Origin of the sequence: Herbaspirillum sp. DW155 (assembly GCF_037076565.1) — a bacterium.
Taxonomy (GTDB): Bacteria; Pseudomonadota; Gammaproteobacteria; order Burkholderiales; family Burkholderiaceae_D; genus Herbaspirillum.
Genome location: NZ_AP029028.1, coordinates 2,107,649 through 2,124,189, shown reverse-complemented (window position 1 = coordinate 2,124,189; position 16,541 = coordinate 2,107,649). Strand labels below are relative to the sequence as shown.

The 16,541-nt window shown below is 58.4% G+C and carries 20 protein-coding genes; all 20 read right to left on the bottom strand.

Annotation, left to right across the window (positions count from 1 at the left end; genetic code table 11):
• Positions 1 to 3 precede the first annotated feature (3 nt).
• Entirely contained in the window at positions 4 to 1,047 is a 1,044-nt protein-coding gene (locus tag AACH55_RS09755) for a major capsid protein (RefSeq protein ID WP_338719210.1), read from the bottom strand.
• A gap of 70 nt (positions 1,048 to 1,117) precedes the next feature.
• A complete protein-coding gene (locus AACH55_RS09750; RefSeq protein ID WP_338719209.1) occupies positions 1,118 to 1,771 on the bottom strand; it encodes a head decoration protein in 654 nt (217 codons plus the stop codon).
• A 33-nt stretch (positions 1,772 to 1,804) separates the two neighbouring features.
• Positions 1,805 to 2,407, bottom strand: a complete 603-nt coding sequence (locus AACH55_RS09745; RefSeq protein WP_338719208.1) for a hypothetical protein — start codon at positions 2,405 to 2,407, stop codon at positions 1,805 to 1,807.
• Between the two features lie 20 nt (positions 2,408 to 2,427).
• The gene (locus AACH55_RS09740) at positions 2,428 to 3,324 is read right to left on the bottom strand and encodes a S49 family peptidase (RefSeq protein ID WP_338719207.1); all 897 of its coding nucleotides are present in this window, start codon (positions 3,322 to 3,324) and stop codon (positions 2,428 to 2,430) included.
• Positions 3,321 to 4,967, bottom strand: a complete 1,647-nt coding sequence (locus tag AACH55_RS09735) for a phage portal protein (RefSeq protein WP_338719206.1) — start codon at positions 4,965 to 4,967, stop codon at positions 3,321 to 3,323. The genes AACH55_RS09740 and AACH55_RS09735 overlap by 4 nt, the downstream gene beginning before the upstream one ends.
• A complete protein-coding gene (gpW, locus tag AACH55_RS09730; RefSeq protein WP_338719205.1) occupies positions 4,967 to 5,230 on the bottom strand; it encodes a gpW family head-tail joining protein in 264 nt (87 codons plus the stop codon). The genes AACH55_RS09735 and gpW overlap by 1 nt, the downstream gene beginning before the upstream one ends.
• Before the next feature lie 2 nt (positions 5,231 to 5,232).
• Complete coding sequence (locus AACH55_RS09725; protein WP_039788568.1) at positions 5,233 to 5,457, bottom strand: hypothetical protein; 225 nt, start codon at positions 5,455 to 5,457, stop codon at positions 5,233 to 5,235.
• A gap of 8 nt (positions 5,458 to 5,465) precedes the next feature.
• Positions 5,466 to 7,583: a terminase gpA endonuclease subunit gene (locus tag AACH55_RS09720; protein ID WP_338719204.1), complete on the bottom strand. Its 2,118-nt coding sequence runs from the start codon at positions 7,581 to 7,583 to the stop codon at positions 5,466 to 5,468.
• Entirely contained in the window at positions 7,522 to 8,157 is a 636-nt protein-coding gene (locus tag AACH55_RS09715; protein WP_338719203.1) for a hypothetical protein, read from the bottom strand. The genes AACH55_RS09720 and AACH55_RS09715 overlap by 62 nt, the downstream gene beginning before the upstream one ends.
• A 121-nt stretch (positions 8,158 to 8,278) precedes the next feature.
• Positions 8,279 to 8,941 carry a hypothetical protein gene (locus AACH55_RS09710; protein WP_338719202.1) on the bottom strand — a complete coding sequence of 221 codons (663 nt, stop codon included), beginning with the start codon at positions 8,939 to 8,941 and terminating at the stop codon, positions 8,279 to 8,281.
• Between the two features lie 207 nt (positions 8,942 to 9,148).
• Positions 9,149 to 11,275: a hypothetical protein gene (locus AACH55_RS09705; protein WP_338719201.1), complete on the bottom strand. Its 2,127-nt coding sequence runs from the start codon at positions 11,273 to 11,275 to the stop codon at positions 9,149 to 9,151.
• 9 nt (positions 11,276 to 11,284) lie between these two features.
• Positions 11,285 to 11,947, bottom strand: a complete 663-nt coding sequence (locus AACH55_RS09700) for a hypothetical protein (RefSeq protein WP_338719200.1) — start codon at positions 11,945 to 11,947, stop codon at positions 11,285 to 11,287.
• 11 nt (positions 11,948 to 11,958) lie between these two features.
• On the bottom strand, positions 11,959 to 12,645 hold the full coding sequence (locus AACH55_RS09695; protein WP_338719199.1) for a fibronectin type III domain-containing protein: 687 nt from the start codon (positions 12,643 to 12,645) through the stop codon (positions 11,959 to 11,961).
• A 291-nt stretch (positions 12,646 to 12,936) separates the two neighbouring features.
• Positions 12,937 to 14,028, bottom strand: coding sequence for an acyltransferase (locus tag AACH55_RS09690; protein WP_338719198.1), 1,092 nt, complete (start codon positions 14,026 to 14,028; stop codon positions 12,937 to 12,939).
• Positions 14,029 to 14,293: 265 nt separating this feature from the next.
• Positions 14,294 to 14,698 (bottom strand): hypothetical protein, encoded by a 405-nt coding sequence (locus tag AACH55_RS09685; RefSeq protein ID WP_338719197.1) that lies wholly within the window; start codon positions 14,696 to 14,698, stop codon positions 14,294 to 14,296.
• 202 nt (positions 14,699 to 14,900) lie between these two features.
• Positions 14,901 to 15,416, bottom strand: coding sequence for a hypothetical protein (locus AACH55_RS09680; protein ID WP_338719196.1), 516 nt, complete (start codon positions 15,414 to 15,416; stop codon positions 14,901 to 14,903).
• Positions 15,417 to 15,523: 107 nt separating this feature from the next.
• Complete coding sequence (locus AACH55_RS09675) at positions 15,524 to 15,778, bottom strand: hypothetical protein (RefSeq protein WP_338719195.1); 255 nt, start codon at positions 15,776 to 15,778, stop codon at positions 15,524 to 15,526.
• On the bottom strand, positions 15,775 to 15,978 hold the full coding sequence (locus AACH55_RS09670; RefSeq protein ID WP_338719194.1) for a hypothetical protein: 204 nt from the start codon (positions 15,976 to 15,978) through the stop codon (positions 15,775 to 15,777). The genes AACH55_RS09675 and AACH55_RS09670 overlap by 4 nt, the downstream gene beginning before the upstream one ends.
• An 11-nt stretch (positions 15,979 to 15,989) precedes the next feature.
• Positions 15,990 to 16,181, bottom strand: a complete 192-nt coding sequence (locus tag AACH55_RS09665) for a hypothetical protein (protein ID WP_338719193.1) — start codon at positions 16,179 to 16,181, stop codon at positions 15,990 to 15,992.
• The gene (locus AACH55_RS09660) at positions 16,178 to 16,528 is read right to left on the bottom strand and encodes a hypothetical protein (protein WP_338719192.1); all 351 of its coding nucleotides are present in this window, start codon (positions 16,526 to 16,528) and stop codon (positions 16,178 to 16,180) included. The genes AACH55_RS09665 and AACH55_RS09660 overlap by 4 nt, the downstream gene beginning before the upstream one ends.
• Positions 16,529 to 16,541 lie beyond the last annotated feature (13 nt).

The following is a 16,541-nucleotide window of genomic DNA, read 5'->3' as shown; positions in this document are numbered from 1 at the left end:
GGCTTAAGTGCCGGCGCGGCCCGACTGCAGCACCTCCGGACGGGTGCAGATGAACAGCGGATAAGCATAGGCCTCCATCTTCCACCACATACGGCGCTGCGTGTCGAAGATCGGAAGCACATACACCGGTTTGCCGGGAGTGTTCACCCAGTCCACGGTTTCGCCAGGCGCATTGGCTTCGCGGAAGATGCCAGGGGCTCCCACCGGGAAGAACTTCACCTTGTCGTCGGCGATTTTGATGGTGCTGTTGTCGTCGGAGCCGCGGTAGTTCAACCAGGTGATGCCACCGAAGTCGAACGCCGCGAAGGCCGCACCTTGGCTGTTGTCGCGCAGCGCAGTCGCATCAGACCAGTTCACGAAGGTACGGATCACGTCGGGGTGGTTGGTGAACAGGTCGTAGAACGAGTCACCGCACAGCGCGAAGACGCGGGTGGTCGACGTGAACGAGCCCTTGGCAGCACGTGCCATAGAGCGGGTAATGCCGTTGCAGATCGGGCGCAAGGTATTTGCGGTGCCAGCCGCCAGGTTGAAGGCGACTTCAGCAGACTGGGTGATACCGAACTCGTCGAACCAGTTGTAGAGGACGCTGCCGTCCTTCGGATCCAGCACCATGCCCTGCACTGCTGCCAGGCGCAGATATTCCTTGGTGTACTCGACGCTCGACAGCAGGCCGGTAGGGCCGCTCAATCGACGCGCAACTTCGGCCTCGACCTGCATCAGTACAGATTCCTGGCCGAACTCCCGGATGTTCTGCAGCTCAGTGGCGTACAGCGTGTCATCGTGCATCAGACGGGGCACATCGAAGTAGCGCATCTTGCGCTTCTCGGTCTGGCGTTGGGTACCCTCAGCACCGCGCTCAGAGAACGGAATCAGGGCCAGCTTGCCTTCGCGCTCTTCCACTGCCAGTGCGGTGGTACGGATGGGATTGGGGTCGAAAATGTTCAGTTCGCCCAGGCCGGTAGGCTGGTACGGGTTACGCTGAACTGCATCGGTCAGGGCAACCGCCGAGAAGGCGTCTTGCTGGAAGATATTCAGAATGTCGCTCACGGCGAATGTCCTTTCAGAATAAGAAAAGCCGCCCGCAAGGCGGCTTGGAGGATGGCGAAGAGATTGGGCCTTAGCGGACCAGCAAGACCTTGGATTGGGCCATCTGTGCGATGAAGGCCGCGATCTGCGGTGCCGTTGCGCCGGCGGGCCAGATCAGTTCGGAGCCATTCAGCTCGGCATGGCGGAAAATCACCAGCGCCTGCTTGTCCGCGGCGGTGACGTCTTTGGTGCCGTACAGCACAGCTACCGGGACGCCCGTACCATCAGCAGCGGTCAGGCTGAGAGGCGCGTATTTCTTGGAGCCCGCTGCGACCGTGACCTTGAAGCTATCACCTGCCGCGAAGGCGGTTCCACCTGCCGTGATCGTGAAGCCCAGGCCGCCACCGGAGAATGCAACACCGGTCGTCCCGTGCCCCACTTCGACGCCTTGCGGATCTTCGACCACGAAGTGCGTCGCGTCCACGAACTGCACCGCATAGTCTCCAGCTTGCGCGGGCGCTGCCACGGAGATGGCGCCGAAGGTACCGTTGCCCGTATTGGTACCGAGCGCGGCGGCAGCGGCGGTGTTGCCGATGGTCTGCTGGCCCAGCACGGTGCCGGCCAATACCTTGACTCCACCGGTCAAGGTGACGGTCTCGCGCGAGATGTGGCCGTTTGCTTCGCTGACGATGAAACCACCGTCATGCCACTGCTCCTGCAGTGGCGTTACTGTCGGGTTACCCATGATCAGGGAGTCCTTTCGAAATGGATAAGTTGATTAGCGACGGCCAGAAGCCTTCTTGAATGCAGCATCCCAGCGGCTGGCCGTTTGCTGGGCACGATTGGTAGAGGGAGCGCCGGAGCCGATGGCCGGATTGCGCGCTGCACGGCCACCTGCAAACTCGGCAGTACCCATGCTTGCCGGAGTACTTTCCAGCACCGCCAGGGCTTCCTTGCGTGTCATGCTGGTGTTGAACGCGAGATTCGCGGCCAGGACAGGATTGCGGCCGGCGGCTTTCGATCCGAAGATGGCTGCGCAACGAGCACGCTCACGGCGACGGGCCGAAGCAGCGGCACTTTTGCCGCGCATCTCTTCTTCCTCATCGTCATCCTCGGCATCCTGATCGTCAGCCTTGGCGCTGTCCTTCTCATCGTCGTCAGGATCATCGCCCTCAGCCTTGTCTTTGTCCTGGTCGTCGTCCTCGGCACGCTTGCTCTTTTTGCCGGTATAGTCCTCACGATCCTGCTCCTTCTTGTCCGGATCGTCGTCCTCCGCTTCCTCGCGACGGTCCTTGTCATCGTCCTCGGCGCGCTTTCCCGCAACCCCGGTGAGATGGGCGAAAGACAAGACTTTCGCCATTTGCTTGGTGAGTTTCGACATCATTCTTCCTTATGAAATGACTACTGGCCCAGCTCGGAAAGCAGGGATTGGAATGCCTTATCAGGTGCCATCACAGCATCTGCAAAGCCAATTTCGACGCCTGCGGCGCCGAGGAACGTGGTCGCTTGGGTTGCCCGAACAGCGGAAGCCTTCATGCCACGGTTGCGCGCCACGGTTTCGACGAACAGCGTGCCCATGGCGTCGATGTCCTCCTGAAAACGCTGCAAGGCTTCCTTGGACAGGGGGATTTCACTATGCCCATCGGCCTTTCGATCGCCGTAGTGGATCAGGGTCACGGCAATGCCAGCAGCGGTCAGTGCCTTGGAAAAATCGACGTGCATGCAGATCACGCCTACACTGCCGGTACCACCAGTACGCGGCACCGAGATGTGGTCGCAGGCGCTGGCGATAGCGTAGCCAGCCGAATAGGCCGCCTCGCTCAAGATCGCGTGCATGGGCTTGATGCCCCTGCAGGCGTACATCGCATCCACCAGGTCGAACAAACCCGCGACCTCTCCGCCCGGACTATCGATATCGAACGCGATTCCCCGCACCGCCGTGTCTTCCAGCGCCATACTGAGGTTGGCCCGGATCCCGTCATACCCGGTCATACCCGAATACGGACGAAGAGTGCCAAGCTTCTGCACCAGCGTGCCCTGGATTGGGATGACGGCAATGCCCTCGATCACCTCATACCCACGGCGGTCGCTATCGCGCGGCGCGCCGAAGGAGTCACTCGCGATCACGCTCGCAGCAACAGAAGCATCCGCCAGGTCGAGAGCATGCCCGTCCATTCGGAAAAGCCGGGTGATGCCGAAGCGGTCTGCCAGTGCCGCCATTACGACTTCGGCTTTGCCAGGAGTAATTGCCAGCGGCGTATTGAATAATCGCTGCGCCAGGAATGGCAGGTTCGTCATTTCGCTTCATCTCCTTGTTCGGGCTCGGACGCCGAATTTGCGTCATCGCTGTACCACTTGGGTGGCGGCAAGCCGTTGTCTTTGAACATCTGCACCTCAATGGCACGCTGCGCAATGACTTCCTCGTAGTCCAGACCTTGCTCAGCACACTCGCGCTGCAGCGTGGAGAGCCCTGCATCCATACCCAGAATGGCGCCCTGCTTTTCCTTGACTGGATCCACCCAGCCGCGAGCCACGCCAAGCCACGCGCACTTGGCATAGGCGGTACGCGCCTCCAAGAAGCTGGGAGCGCCAGCAGGCAACGGTAGATGCCCACGATCCATCATTTCGTGAAGAACGCCGGCATAAACCGGGGTTGCTGTATTGGTCTTGAATTCCGCAGAGCGCCGCGTGAGCGTTTTCCAGGATTCAAGAAGGGCGGCGCGCGCGGAGCTGTAGTTGGTTTGCGACCAATCCTGGGAAATCTGCTCCGCCGAGATGCCGCTGGCCGCGGCGAAGCTTCGCTGCATTTCCCGCACGAACTCACCAAACCCGCTGTGCGGGTGCGCCGCCGCGACCTGCTCGATCGATTCACCTGGCGCCAGGGTGGGAATACGTGCCCCGTTGAGCATCGCCGGGCGCTCGTTTGACCAATCGACACGCAACTGCTGATACTTGCTCAGTTCTTCGGAGTCGCCATCCAGCGCGTCTTGAACAAGCGCCGGATCATAGGGACTCTTGACGTAGGTCCCGAAGGTGGCAGCAATAGTGGCGGCCTGCAGCTCGACACCGTAGTAGCGCGCCAGCATCTTGAAGCGGGCAATCACCGAGGTGAAAACGCCGATGCCGCGGTTCTGGCCGGCACGGTCTCGCTCAAAATCGTGTATCACACGGATCCAACCATCCGGATCCTCCCGCTCAATGCGCTCCCACGTGTTTGCCTCGACGGCGTTGTACCAGTCGTTTTGCTCGGCCTTTCGGATGTGATAGGCCACCGGCACGCCGAAGTCGTCAATCTCCACGCCACCGCGCATGTGCTTGGTGTCCATGATCTGATAGGGATTGGACAGCCGATCCGGGTCAACCACTTGCCACGCAGTGGCATAGCGCGCTGCGCCCACGCCAATACGCTCTGGCAGCCAGTACGCCATCATCAGTGCATCGCCATCGACCAGCTTGTGCCGCATAGCAAGGCGGAGCTGTTGCGATGTCGTCATTTGGCGGCTGACGTCGCCATACCGCCCCAGATCCTCTGAATAGGTCCGCCACAGAGCTTCTGCTGCCCGACGAAATTCGACCGCCCACTGCGCGTCAAACGTCCGAAGTCCGGTCAGGGTCTGAAGCGCCATGTAATCCGGCATAGCCGACAACTTCAGCGATGCGCCGACCGTGTTGTCCAAGATGCGGGTAATGCCGCCCGAGGCCAGCCCATCGTTTCGCACCAGGTCGCGCTGTCGCGCAACCATCCTGTCCCGGAACTGGTTGATCTCGGAGTCGGGCGAGCGAATCCACGGCAGCCAGTCGCCCATCTCCTGCGTCTGCCAACTCGCCGCATCGTAGGGAAACACGCTCGGCGCCGAGCCATTCAACGACGCAGACGGGCGAGCGCGGGCCGGGCTGGCCCGTTGGATCGGTCGGCCCGAAGCGTCAAGAATGGTCGTCATCAGAAGTTTGTCCAGATTGGCCGGCGGCGACTGCCGAGGCCCAGTTGAGCGTTGAGTTTCGCAAGCCACGCCCGCAAGTCATCCATGTTGGCCTGCTGGTAGGTGACTGATCGCGTTCCATCGCCCTGGCTATAGGAAATGGTCACTCGCTTTTTGCCTGTGCTCAGATCGTGCATGGCCTGCAGCGCATCGATCTGCCATTGCCTCAGCGTATCGATGGGGATGTTAGCGAGGTCGCTGGTCGCAGGATCATAGTTCGACATTGCTACGCCTTCCGAGACGCTTTGGAGGCCGCCAGCGCCAGAATTTCATGCGGCTTCAACTCCTCGATGCCCTCGATCATCTGCTGCCGAACCTTGTCGGAAACGATCTTGGTCAATGCCTCAAAGGGCACCGTGACAGCCAATCCAGCGCGCTCGATCTCAACTTCGCCCGTCATTGCAGCGTTGTGAGTAAAGGTCACGGCGCCGACCTTGGTAGTGATGGACATGCTTTCTCCTATGCGAGCCTTGCGGCTAGCGATTTTCTGGTGCTCTGCGCCACTTGAACGACACTAGCGGTAGCCGCCTGGGGCACTTCTGCCGGCATCGGAGCCGCCTCTTCAGCCGGCGGTGGCGCAAGCAGCGCGTCAACCCGCTTATTGAGCTTGAGACCGATATGCATCAAGCCGCAAAGGGCCGCGTAGGCATACACCCGCATATCCAGCGCCTCGTTTGCCTTGCCATTGGGAAGCTCCCACACCCGGAATTTCTGTCCGGACTGCACCTTTACGACGGAGCGCTCAGAGGTGAGCTGTGCGAAGTAGCCGATATCTCTGTCATGCGGGAAGTGCATGTAGCCAGGCCCAACGTTCTCCAGATGCAGCCGATTACGGATGGTGTCCTTGGCAGCATTGACACCAAGGATCACCGGCCGAAAGGTTGACTTGTTCCGTGAACTGGGGCGCTTGGTCGGCCAGACCGGATTGCGGGCACCATTGCGAGCAGACTCGCCCTTGACCGCCCAGATGCGCCGGCCCAGCCTGGCCTTGCAGAACTGGTACACAGCTTCGGTATGGTGGCCCCCCGAGTCGATACAAGCAGCCATTACCTCGAAACCTCGGCGATCAACTCGCCGCCAAATCTGTGCCAGGTACGCGTCCAGCTGCTCCTGCACTTTCGGATCCGAGAACTCACCGTCAATCACATGGGTGTCAATCGACCAACTTTCCTCGTTACGTCCCCATCCGACCGTTTCTACCTCGACCCGGTAATCTTGAACGTCAACACCTGCCGTCACGACGCCCACACCATCAGGGACAGCCGCCGGCCAGATCTCACCACGAGCAACGAGGGCCTCCAGCTGAAGCTCTTTGCCAGAGTGCGGCCGATGCGGCAGGCCCATCTGCGTATTCCACCAAGCCTGCTCCCGATCTGGGTCGCCTTTCGCCTTTAGCCATTTGCCGGCAATGTCTGCCGGCTTGTCCTTCTGCCAGGGCGAGTACAGCTTGCTTGCCTGGAATCCGGCATGGCTGTTATCAACCGGAGTTGCGCCGCAGTCTGGGCATTTCGCCCGATACACTGCGTGGCGCTCACTTGTCCACCAATCCCAGACCGCATCTACGCTGCCTTCATCCTTCTCGTTCCAGCGCTGGTCATAAGCCATCAGCGGCACATGACGGGCGCCGCAGCAGTCGAAAGGTTTGGTCTGATGCCAGCGAGCAGTTTTCAGCGCCTTGAGTCGGTCGCCTTCGGACCACTGAACGCCACAGCACTCGCAATAGATCCTGGCGGTCTTGGGCAAGTGCTCAACAACGTTGCCGGCATCGTCCAGGCGCTTATCCCAATGGACATGCTTGAAGAAGTCCGGAAACATCCGGTGACCACAATGCGGGCACTCAAGCGAGGCCCGCCGCATGTCGGAATCCTTATAGCTGGCCTCGATGCGGCTTTCATCCTCGATCGTAGGAGAGCACGCCCGAATGGAGAGCCAATTCACCCCGAAGGTAGCGGTACGCTCCTCTGCCAGGGCGATGGGATCGCCCTCACGCGTCACCGGATATTTGTCGACCTCATCTGACAACAGTACGCGAATCGGGCGGCGCGCCAGGTTATCGGGGCTACCAGCACCGGCCAGCGCGAGAAACCCACCAGGAAACGCCTTGTACAGCAGCGTTTCATCCTTGTTACGTGTCTTGCTGGTACCGACCAACGCTCGCAAAACCGGCGTTACCCGGATGTATGGGGCAATCCGCTCCTTCGCAAACTGCTGGGCGGCCTCCTCTTTCGGCTGCAACAGCAGCATCGGGCACGGGTCGAGGTGCGCGAAGAAGCCGAACACGTTTTCCAACAGCGCTGTCTTGAGCAGCTGCGTGCTCACCATCGCCGTGATGATATGGACGCCTGGCTCAGTCACCGCCAACATAGGCCCGCGCGCGATCTCGACGGTATCGGTGCGCCAGGCCCCCGACGTGCTTCCCGCTTCAGGCGCCAGCTGCCGATACCGGTCTGCCCATTCCGGTACGCTAATGCGCGGCGGTGGCGTCCACCCTTGGCGGAAACTGCGCCGCAGACGGTCAGCTTTCGGGCCGGAAGTCTGCGTTGGGCTCCCCAAGGTCTGCAATGTGCTTGTGGACATAGGCTGTCAGGGCTTCGGTTACGCGGTCAGCCTCCAGGCCGAAGTCTGCCGCCAGTAACGGCCCCATCCGCGCCGGCCAGTTCATCCAGGCATCGCGGGCGGCCCGCGCCTGGTCGAACAGCACCGACTCTGCCACCGCCAGGTCAACCAGCTTTCCCGATTTCTCTTCATATTCCAGTTGGTTCAGGAGCGCGAGGTAGTTCTCCTTGATCCGCCGCGCCTCTTCTCGATCCCAAGGAGCGCCGTGCGCATCGATATAGCGCTCTGCGGCTTGCTCGGCCGACTCGTCGTACGCTAGCTCGGGAGGAGGAAGCGCTTGCCGTTTGTTACCTTCCGGCGCGGCCAGTTTGTTACCTGGGTTGTTACCCGACTTGTTACCCTGTTTGTTACCCTGCTCCGTCGAGGTAACAGTTTCTAGAACGTCCGTACGGTACTTTTTCAGCAGCGCATTGGACGCCTCGACATCAACCAAATCGTCCTGAAACACAAGCCAGCCGCGCTCCTTCCATTTGGTCACCGTCTTTCGACTGACGCCGTGAAGGGTGGCGAAGCCCGCTTGCTTCAGCAGTTCCATTTGTTACCTGTTACCCAAATTTCAAAATTTCATAGCTGGGGATACAACGCGATGCGCAATGCCCGCCCTTTAAGGAAATCCCCGGAAGGACCCGTTCGAAGGGCAAAGGAGCTCCTCTCGCTTAGCGCGCAGTAGCTGCCGCTCGGACCATGGCCTCCGCGAAGGCCGGTGCTAGCTTGGCGTCAACGATCCGCTTGGCGGTCAGCCCAAAGCGCAACTGCTTTCGCACAGGCAGTGCATCACCAAATCGAATCAGGAGCTTTAGACGACCTGTCTTGTTGGCACCACGCAACGCGCGTCCCCCGCGCCCCCTGACCTTTGCGTTCGGAGACGCCGACCGCTGCCACACCCCATTGACGATACCGGCCTTGGTTGTCACCGGGCCAATGAAGATATCCGGCCTGGCTTTCAGGCGAGCTAAGGTGGACTTGGGCAGCTGACCATACTGGTCAAGCTTGATGTCTTTGGGGTTCAGAAGCGCCTTGCTTGGCAGCACGTGCACTCCGCCGCCCTCATACGGCGCCAGATACTTGGCAGTGATGTCTTTCATGAAGATCACAGCTACCGGGTTCGCCTTGGTTGCTGACTTCATTCCAAGAGAATTCTGCGTGAAAGGCTTGGGATGCTCGAAGACCGAACGGATATTGTCTTGCTCGGCCTTCATGACCTCTCGCGCTAGGGCGTTCAACGCTTGAGCCTTCGCAAAATCCACCTGCTTACGAAGGCTGCCCACGATCTCACGCGCCTGCCGGTCAAGGTCCGCTTTCACATTAAGCTTCAGCATCGTATCTTCAATTACAAGCTGCACCAGTATCCACAACTCGTTGACTGAGGCCCTTGCGAATCCAATACACCAACTTTTTTTCATCCGGATACTTGCGGGTGATAACTGCAAACAAGATCACCGCGCGCAGATACCAGGTCAACCATGATGAAAAGCACAGCTGAACATGAAATCGCATTGCGCCCATGGTGATATCCCCCTGTCAGTTCATGCCGCTTGCGGAATCCATGCTTGCGCCGCCGCTGGTCCCGTCCAGCCTGAGTTTCCGGAGACCAGGGTGCTATTCGCACCTGCGCTGAACACTGCACCGCCAGTAGCCGCGATGTCTTGCAAGCTCACGTAGTCAGCCTGCACTCGGCCGCCAGCTTTGCTGATAGTTGCTGCGCTACCAGCGGTGGCTGACTTGATTGAAACGACGTTGCTGCCGTTGTACATCAAGTCATTGCCAGGGCTGGTCAGCGTGGTCGCGGTCCCGGCCGCAAAGGTCACGTTGATTGATCCGGGCGTTTTTGGGATCGGCAGGCGAGGTAACGAGCCGCCGCCAGTGAACGCTACAGTGCCCGTGCTCGGCGCAATCTGCACGTCTGGAAATGCGATCCCACTCATCGCAACGGTGCGCGTCCCTGATGCTGTAGAAGTTATCTCGATGCGGCCACCGTAGTCATTGAACTTGGTGTATTGCCCCCCGCTTGGCGAACTGAACAATGTACCTGACCCGGAACGCAATTGCAGCACACCGGCCAGCGAGAAAATACTTGGCTTGTCAGTGCGGTTCGCGTTGCTAGTGATACTGTCGATGCCCACCGTAACACCAGACGGAATTTTCATTTCACCAGTGCGATATGCCAGCACTGCGCCGATATTCCCGCTGTCGGCAAACGTCAATGCGCCATCGCCAATCTGGAAATTCCATGTTCCCAACACGGTTGAAACACCGTTGAATGTCCAATTCACATTAGTACGGGGCGAAACGCACCAGACGCAGCTTGCATTGTTCGAGAAACTCACCCCGGATCGCCAGAACATGTTGCCGGTGATGTAGTTTTCATAGATGGCGCTGGTCAGCGTAAACGCGCCGCTCCCTCCGACCGTAATGTTACGGCATAGCCATTTACGATTCGCGGTAATAGTCGGACTGCCGCTAAACGTCGAGTTGATAACCACATTGTCATGCACCAGAGGAACGCGGCTCGTCCATTTGGACGAATCATTCCATGACCCTACGCCGCCTGCCCACGATTGAGTGGTGGCCGCCAAAAACGTCAACGCCCCACCGCCATACATCGAGTTGCCGCCAGCATCACCAACAAGCGTTTGAGTGCTCAGGTCCAGATTATTCCCGCCGTTGTCGAACACCACATCCTGAATATCGACGTGCTGGAGATTCAACGTCGCACCAGCCACGCGCAGACGCGATTTCACGGCGGTCGAGGATGGCCAAATGGTGATTCGGCTATCCGCATTTGCGGCAATGATATTCAGCGCGTTTGTAACTGTCAGGACGCCGCCATTGATGTCCAGGTTCAATTGGTCGTAGTAGTTCGCAGTGCCATTTCTGGTCAACGTGCCAACAGACCATGTGCCGTTCATGCCGCGTTCGCCCTCGCCATTCAGGATCAGAGTTCCCAGGTTCGACGCAGTAGGCAATGTTACCTGATACGTTACGCGGCCCGTGCTGCTAGGGCTGCTGATGAACGTAGCGGACGAACCATTGAATGTGAGGTTCGTTCCGGTGATGTTGAAATGCGTTGCTGTGGTGCTGCGGATGGCCGTAATTGTCGCGTTGCCGTAGTTTGCAGTGCGAACACTGCTACCTGTGCAGGTATGAGTGCCAACGGTATGCGATAGCGCTGTCGCCCCCGCTGTCCCGGCCCAATTCAACGTGCCGACAGTGTGCGTGTGCGACGCGGTGGCGTTTTGAGTCAACGCGCTGATGTAGGCCCAGCTTGCGCCCACTCCGCTATGCGACACGTTGCCGACAGTTTTTCCGCCCCAGTCAATTGTCTGTTGGGTCGATGCCGTTCCTTGGAACAACAGAGCGCTAGTCGCGGGATCGCCGAGCGTGTACGTCATGCTCGCACCAAACCGCAACGCATTGTTATTTGCGCCAGCCGTAGCGTCGCCAATTGTCAGCGTGATCGATGCAGGGTGCGTCAGCGTATTGGCGTACAGACTGGCGTCCAGCGAACGGCAGAACGCCAGAGTGGTAATTGTGATAGGGCCAGATGCTGCGTTCAGCACAACATCATCCGCAGCAGTAGGCACAACGCCACCAGTCCACGCGGCGGTATCGCTCCAGTTCCCGCCTGTAGATGATGCAGTGATAGTAGCCATGCCGGATCCTTATGCCACGCGGCCAAGATAGGCGGCATCGTAATAAACGGTGCCCCCAAAATTGGTAATATCAATTGCGATTTTTTCGGTGCCAGACGAGACCAGCGTGGGTGCAGAACCCACAACACCCGCGCCCATCCATCTGGTGTTTGCAGGCCAGGTGATCGCGAACGCACCGCCGTTGGTGATGGTCAACACCACGCGAATTGCATTTCCGGAAGCCGGAAGATTGGTGAATGCCAGCGTCAGGGCAGCTGCAACGGTCAGCGAGATGTTGGAGCCGCCCTGCAGGTCAATCGTGTTGGCACCGCTGATGCTGCCCAGGGCCTGCGCCATACGACTGGATCGCAGAAGACTGGTAGCGTTCAGGTAAGAAGCTGTGATTCGCTCTTCGCACTTGTCGTTCGCGGCCCATGCTTGCGCGGCGCCCTCGTAGCCGCGTGAAAAGGTGATGACATCGCCAGAAACAGCAGTGACCTTGACAACCTCGCGGGAAGTCTCATTGGCAGGTGCCCCGGCCTGTGTCAGCGTCATCAGTACATAGTCGCCGTTCGCCAAGGTCGGGAATTTTGATCCGATGCCAGACGGCAGAAGCGTGGCGGACGTCGCGCTGTTGGAGATCGCGCCGCTCAGGGTGGCCGCCAAGTCATTGACGAAAAGCTGCTGGTTCATGGATATCGCCTTTAGATCGAAGAATTCACTGCATAGCCGTTGACCACTCTGCTGAGTCCCGATGCCATTGCAGGGGTGACAGTATTGGAAGCAGTGCTTTGCGGCCCATAACTGGGCACGGCGCCGTTCATTGCTGCGACCTTGACGTACACAGCTACGCCATTGGTCACCCCAGAAAGCGTCACTGGGCTCGCGGAACCTGTTGCCGTACCGAGCAAAGCGTTGTCTGATGCGCGATACACAGACATTTGATAGCTTGTGATAGCGCTGCCGCCGTTGTCGGCCGGTGCGGTGAACGCGCCGGTCACTGATCCATCACCTGCGGTCGCCGAGACACCGGTAGGCGCACTTGGGACGACCACTGGCACAGTGCCCGCGCTGCCCGCATATGCCAGACCGATGGCACGGCACCCGATAACTGATCCTCGGTCCGTGGTGAGCTGGGTATAGGTGTTAGCGGTTTGACCCGAGATGTCCGAGCCGTTGCGAGTCCACTGGAGGCCGGTAGCCGAGTAGCCGGAGCGCAGCGAGGCAGTCAAGACATTTCCTGCGCCAAGCGTCCCAGCAATTGAAACTGGCCCCCTGGTCAAACCAAAAACGGAAGCTAGTTCCAAAAACTCACTTTCGTCGATCATTGCTGCACCCACTTCGACGAGCCAACCAGATTCCCATTCACCCAGTTGAACGTCTTGACCCACGTTAGGCGCCCATCCGTCTTGGTGATGGACGCAACTGTGCCGTCCGCGTTATACGCGTAAGTTGTCGTCATCTGATCCAACATGGAAACTCCGGAAAAGTGAGCAAACCCAGCAGTGGCGAGAGGGGAAAACCCATCGGCAAACTGCAAATAAAAAAGCCCACATCCAACAAAGGAAGTGGGCAAACCCTCGGGAGGGAGGAGACATTCCTAGATAGGCCAAGTTGGCCGTAGAAATAAAAAGCCCCGCGTAGTCAACCTGGCGGGGCTTTGAAATACGGGACTACAGACTTTAGGCTAAAGATGCGGTCTTAGGCGCTTGTTTTTTGGAAAACAGCCGCCTAATCGTCGCAGCTAGAGGTCTCTCCACAAGCCTGTTGATTAAGTATGCAAACACGATCATGGCGACACTCAAGAGACCCAAGAGCAACCACTTGTCCATTTTTAGGCCGAATAAGTTGAAAACAACCATGCCGACGTTTAGGTGTATCAAATATAGCGGATACGAAACTGCGCCAAGTTTGCCCGCTATCTTCGCATAGGTCGGCGAAGCGGAGTGCCGACGGATGACAACAAAAAACACTGCGTAGAACGCCACGCAAATCACCGAAACCATCTCAGGGTGGAATTCCAACCGACCATAATGCGCCGCCCGGCGCACAAGGTCAACCAGCTCAAAATGAATGCCAAGAGGAACCGTGGCGGCCAGCATCAGCATTCTCGACAAAGAGAAGCCCAATTTTGAAATCCGGTAAAACAGGCATCCGGCGATGAAAAACGCCGAATAGTTTGTGATCAGGTATCTCTCAACAAATCCGACATGCAAAACAACCTGGGCAACCGATATCAGCAGCCAACCCGCGAGGAAATACTCAATTTTCGAGATCCTTCCCAGCAGCAGCACGATCAGGACCAGAAGGTAAAACTTTAGCTCTACCATGAGCGTCCAGTAGACTCCATCCACAAAACCGATACCGACGAATCCATTCAACATCGTGAGGTTGAAAATATAGCGCGGGAGCGTCAGAGTAAAAATCTGGTTGATAAACAAATAGGTCAACACAAAGCTGACCGTGCAGCAAAACCAATACGCTGGGTAAAGCCGCGTAACCCTTGATTTAAGGAACGCCACAGCTGAGCCATTCTCCGCACTCATCAGGATCACAAACCCCGAGATCATGAAGAACAGGTTCACCGCGAGGTAGTTGTACTTCACGAAGTTGGCCGCATCACCGTAGAACACCGGAGAGTAATTATCACCTTCGGCAAATCCTCTCACTAGGTAATGCAAAAACATCACGCTCACAGCAGCGAAAAAGCGCAGGACATCAATGTCGTAATACCTACGATGAGGAGACTTAGACGAGGCGACTAGTGGTTGCATGGCAGTGGTTACATAGTAGTTAAATTTGCAATAAATCTAACACACCTTTTCACCAAGCCAACTAGGATTTAACAGGCCCCATCAAAAAACTAACGCCTTGCAGCCAAGTTAATTTCCAATTAGAAATTAAAAAGCCCCGTCCAGATGGATCGGGGCTTTCCTCGAAAATCTTCTGACACTTTTTCAGACTATCTGAATGAGTGCGATTTTATGGCAAAGTGTAAAACGCTCGCCACAACTATTTTGACAAGATTTCGTTTTACACTCAGTCCGCATGCACAGAATCGGCTTCGGCCATGCGCGCAGTCGCGGATTGGAAGCTGCGCGACAACGACACAGCGCGGCGCGCGAAGGCCCGCGCGCGGTTGTAATACGTCGGGCGGCTGATGCCCTTTTGCTCGGCCACGCGCTTCAAGTTACCAGTCTGTTCGATGTACATCAGGCGGAAGCATGCGAAAGTTTCGGCATGCTCTTTCATGTCAGCCATTGCATGTACTGCGGCGTTGAAGAACTGCATCTCAGCACTGTTGCGCGCGTTCGGCGGCTCCTTCACCTTGGCCGGCTGCATGCGGGCCAAGATGTTCTGTGCGCCGGGCTGCAGGTAAAAGCGTCGCGTGTAGCACCACCAAACCCATTCCTGGCAGTAGGCATCCAGTTCCTTGTCGCTCATCCGTTCATTCATCGGGTCCCCTTTCGCTTTTTCGCTTTAGCTGCCTCGCGGCGCCGGATTTCTGATTCAAACTCAACGTGATTAGCCGGATCGCCATGGCGCCCGTAATATTTCGAATCCACCGCCCTACTTGGCTCCTTACCTTGGCGCACCAGCGCGGCATCCAGGCGAAGCTGGTTGGCGACCTCACGCTCCCACCGCTTCATCCGCCAATTTCCTTCAGCAGCTTTTGCAGCTGGCGAATCTTGCCCCACTCGGCCTCGCGTATTGCCGCGTCGTCATCGATCTCAATGGCCGCTTTGGCAATGTCATCACCCAGAGTCTTAAGCATCATGCCGATGGCCACAGCGCGCTCCGAGAGAGCTCCCAGCTTCGCAATCGCGGACTGCTGCTTTGCCTGCGCATTCGTTTGTGTCACTTCGCTCTCCTTTTTCAATTCAACAACTTGCTGGGCGGCGCGGCCATCCGTCTTGGCGCCGCCCTCGCTCACCTTCACGCGCACGTAATGCCCCGGCTTACCCTCCAGCACCAGGCCAGCGCTCAGCAAAGCCGCAATGCATCCGCCAACGATCCGTACATCCAGTGAAGCCCCTTGACGGCGCATCTCGGCCACGATCTGGGCGCACGTCCAGGGCTCTGCGATAGGGACCACAGCGAAGACCTTCCGCGCGGTAGCGGACAAACCCTGCTGCAAGGCCGTGAAGCGGGACAGCCTCATTTGGTCACCAGCCCGAACACCAGCACCGCAACGGGAAGGCCGAATCCCAAACCCAGCAAGGCCAACGTCATGAACAGCTCAAAAGCATCAGCGCTCATCGTTCGCCCTCAGTGGCCGCACGGCAGTTCGCCGAGCGCGTCAGTTTTGGCGCCGCAGGACAAGCAGGTCAGCGGGCCACGATTGCGAACGACGCGCGCCATCACGCTGAAGCGCGGCGGCAAGACGTTGCTGAAGTGGTGCACAGCCTCGATGCGAAAGGTGTTCATGGCCTGGGCCAGCTCCTGGCGCTGCTGCGCCACTTGCTCGGGGATCTGCTGGCTGATGATGTTTGTTCGGTCTTCGGTGGGGATGGCGGGGATCATTGCGCACCGCCTTCCGCGATCACAGCCTTGATTTCCTTCGTGGGCCAGCCCGTGGCCTCGCTGAGGCGCACCATTGCAGCTGCACTGACGCCGATCTTCTCGTGGCGCATCTTGCTGATAGCTGGAGGATCGATACCCAGGCAGCGCGACAGAGCCGTGTCGTTCTTCAGGCCCAAGGCAGCGATTGCGTTGTCGAACAAGGTTGCAGTGCTCACAGGTCACCCCCATCAATCCGAATCACTGAGCCCAATTCGCCGAGGCCGCTTTCTTTGCTAACGCCATCAATGACCCAATAGTCTTCTCCATTCGGCAAACCTTCCCCATTCGCGCAAGGCGTGACGAGAAGAACCGAATAGTGCTGCGGGAGCTTCTGCAGCTCCTCGATCAAATCGGCGACTGTCATACAGCACCACCTTCCGGGCGACGACGCGCCCATACCCACACAGCGCTGTCCTCGGTCATGTGGATCGACAACGTGAACCAGCCTTCCCCGGCAGGGCGCTCGCTCACCCAGTCGCTGATGTTGGCATCGCCCTCCTCGAAATAGCGATGATGCGCGGCATGGTCCGGATAGCCCGTCAGGTCATCGATCCTCAGTTCCAGGCGCTGCGCGTCGATCCACGCCTTGTACGCCTTCCAGTCCTCATCGAAGTCAGGCTCGTCGGGATGGAACCAGTAGCCGTCCTGATCCCGCACCACCGGAGCAGGCTGAATCAGTGTCATGGGCGCAGACTCTTGAATGTTTTGCATTTATCTCTCCTTG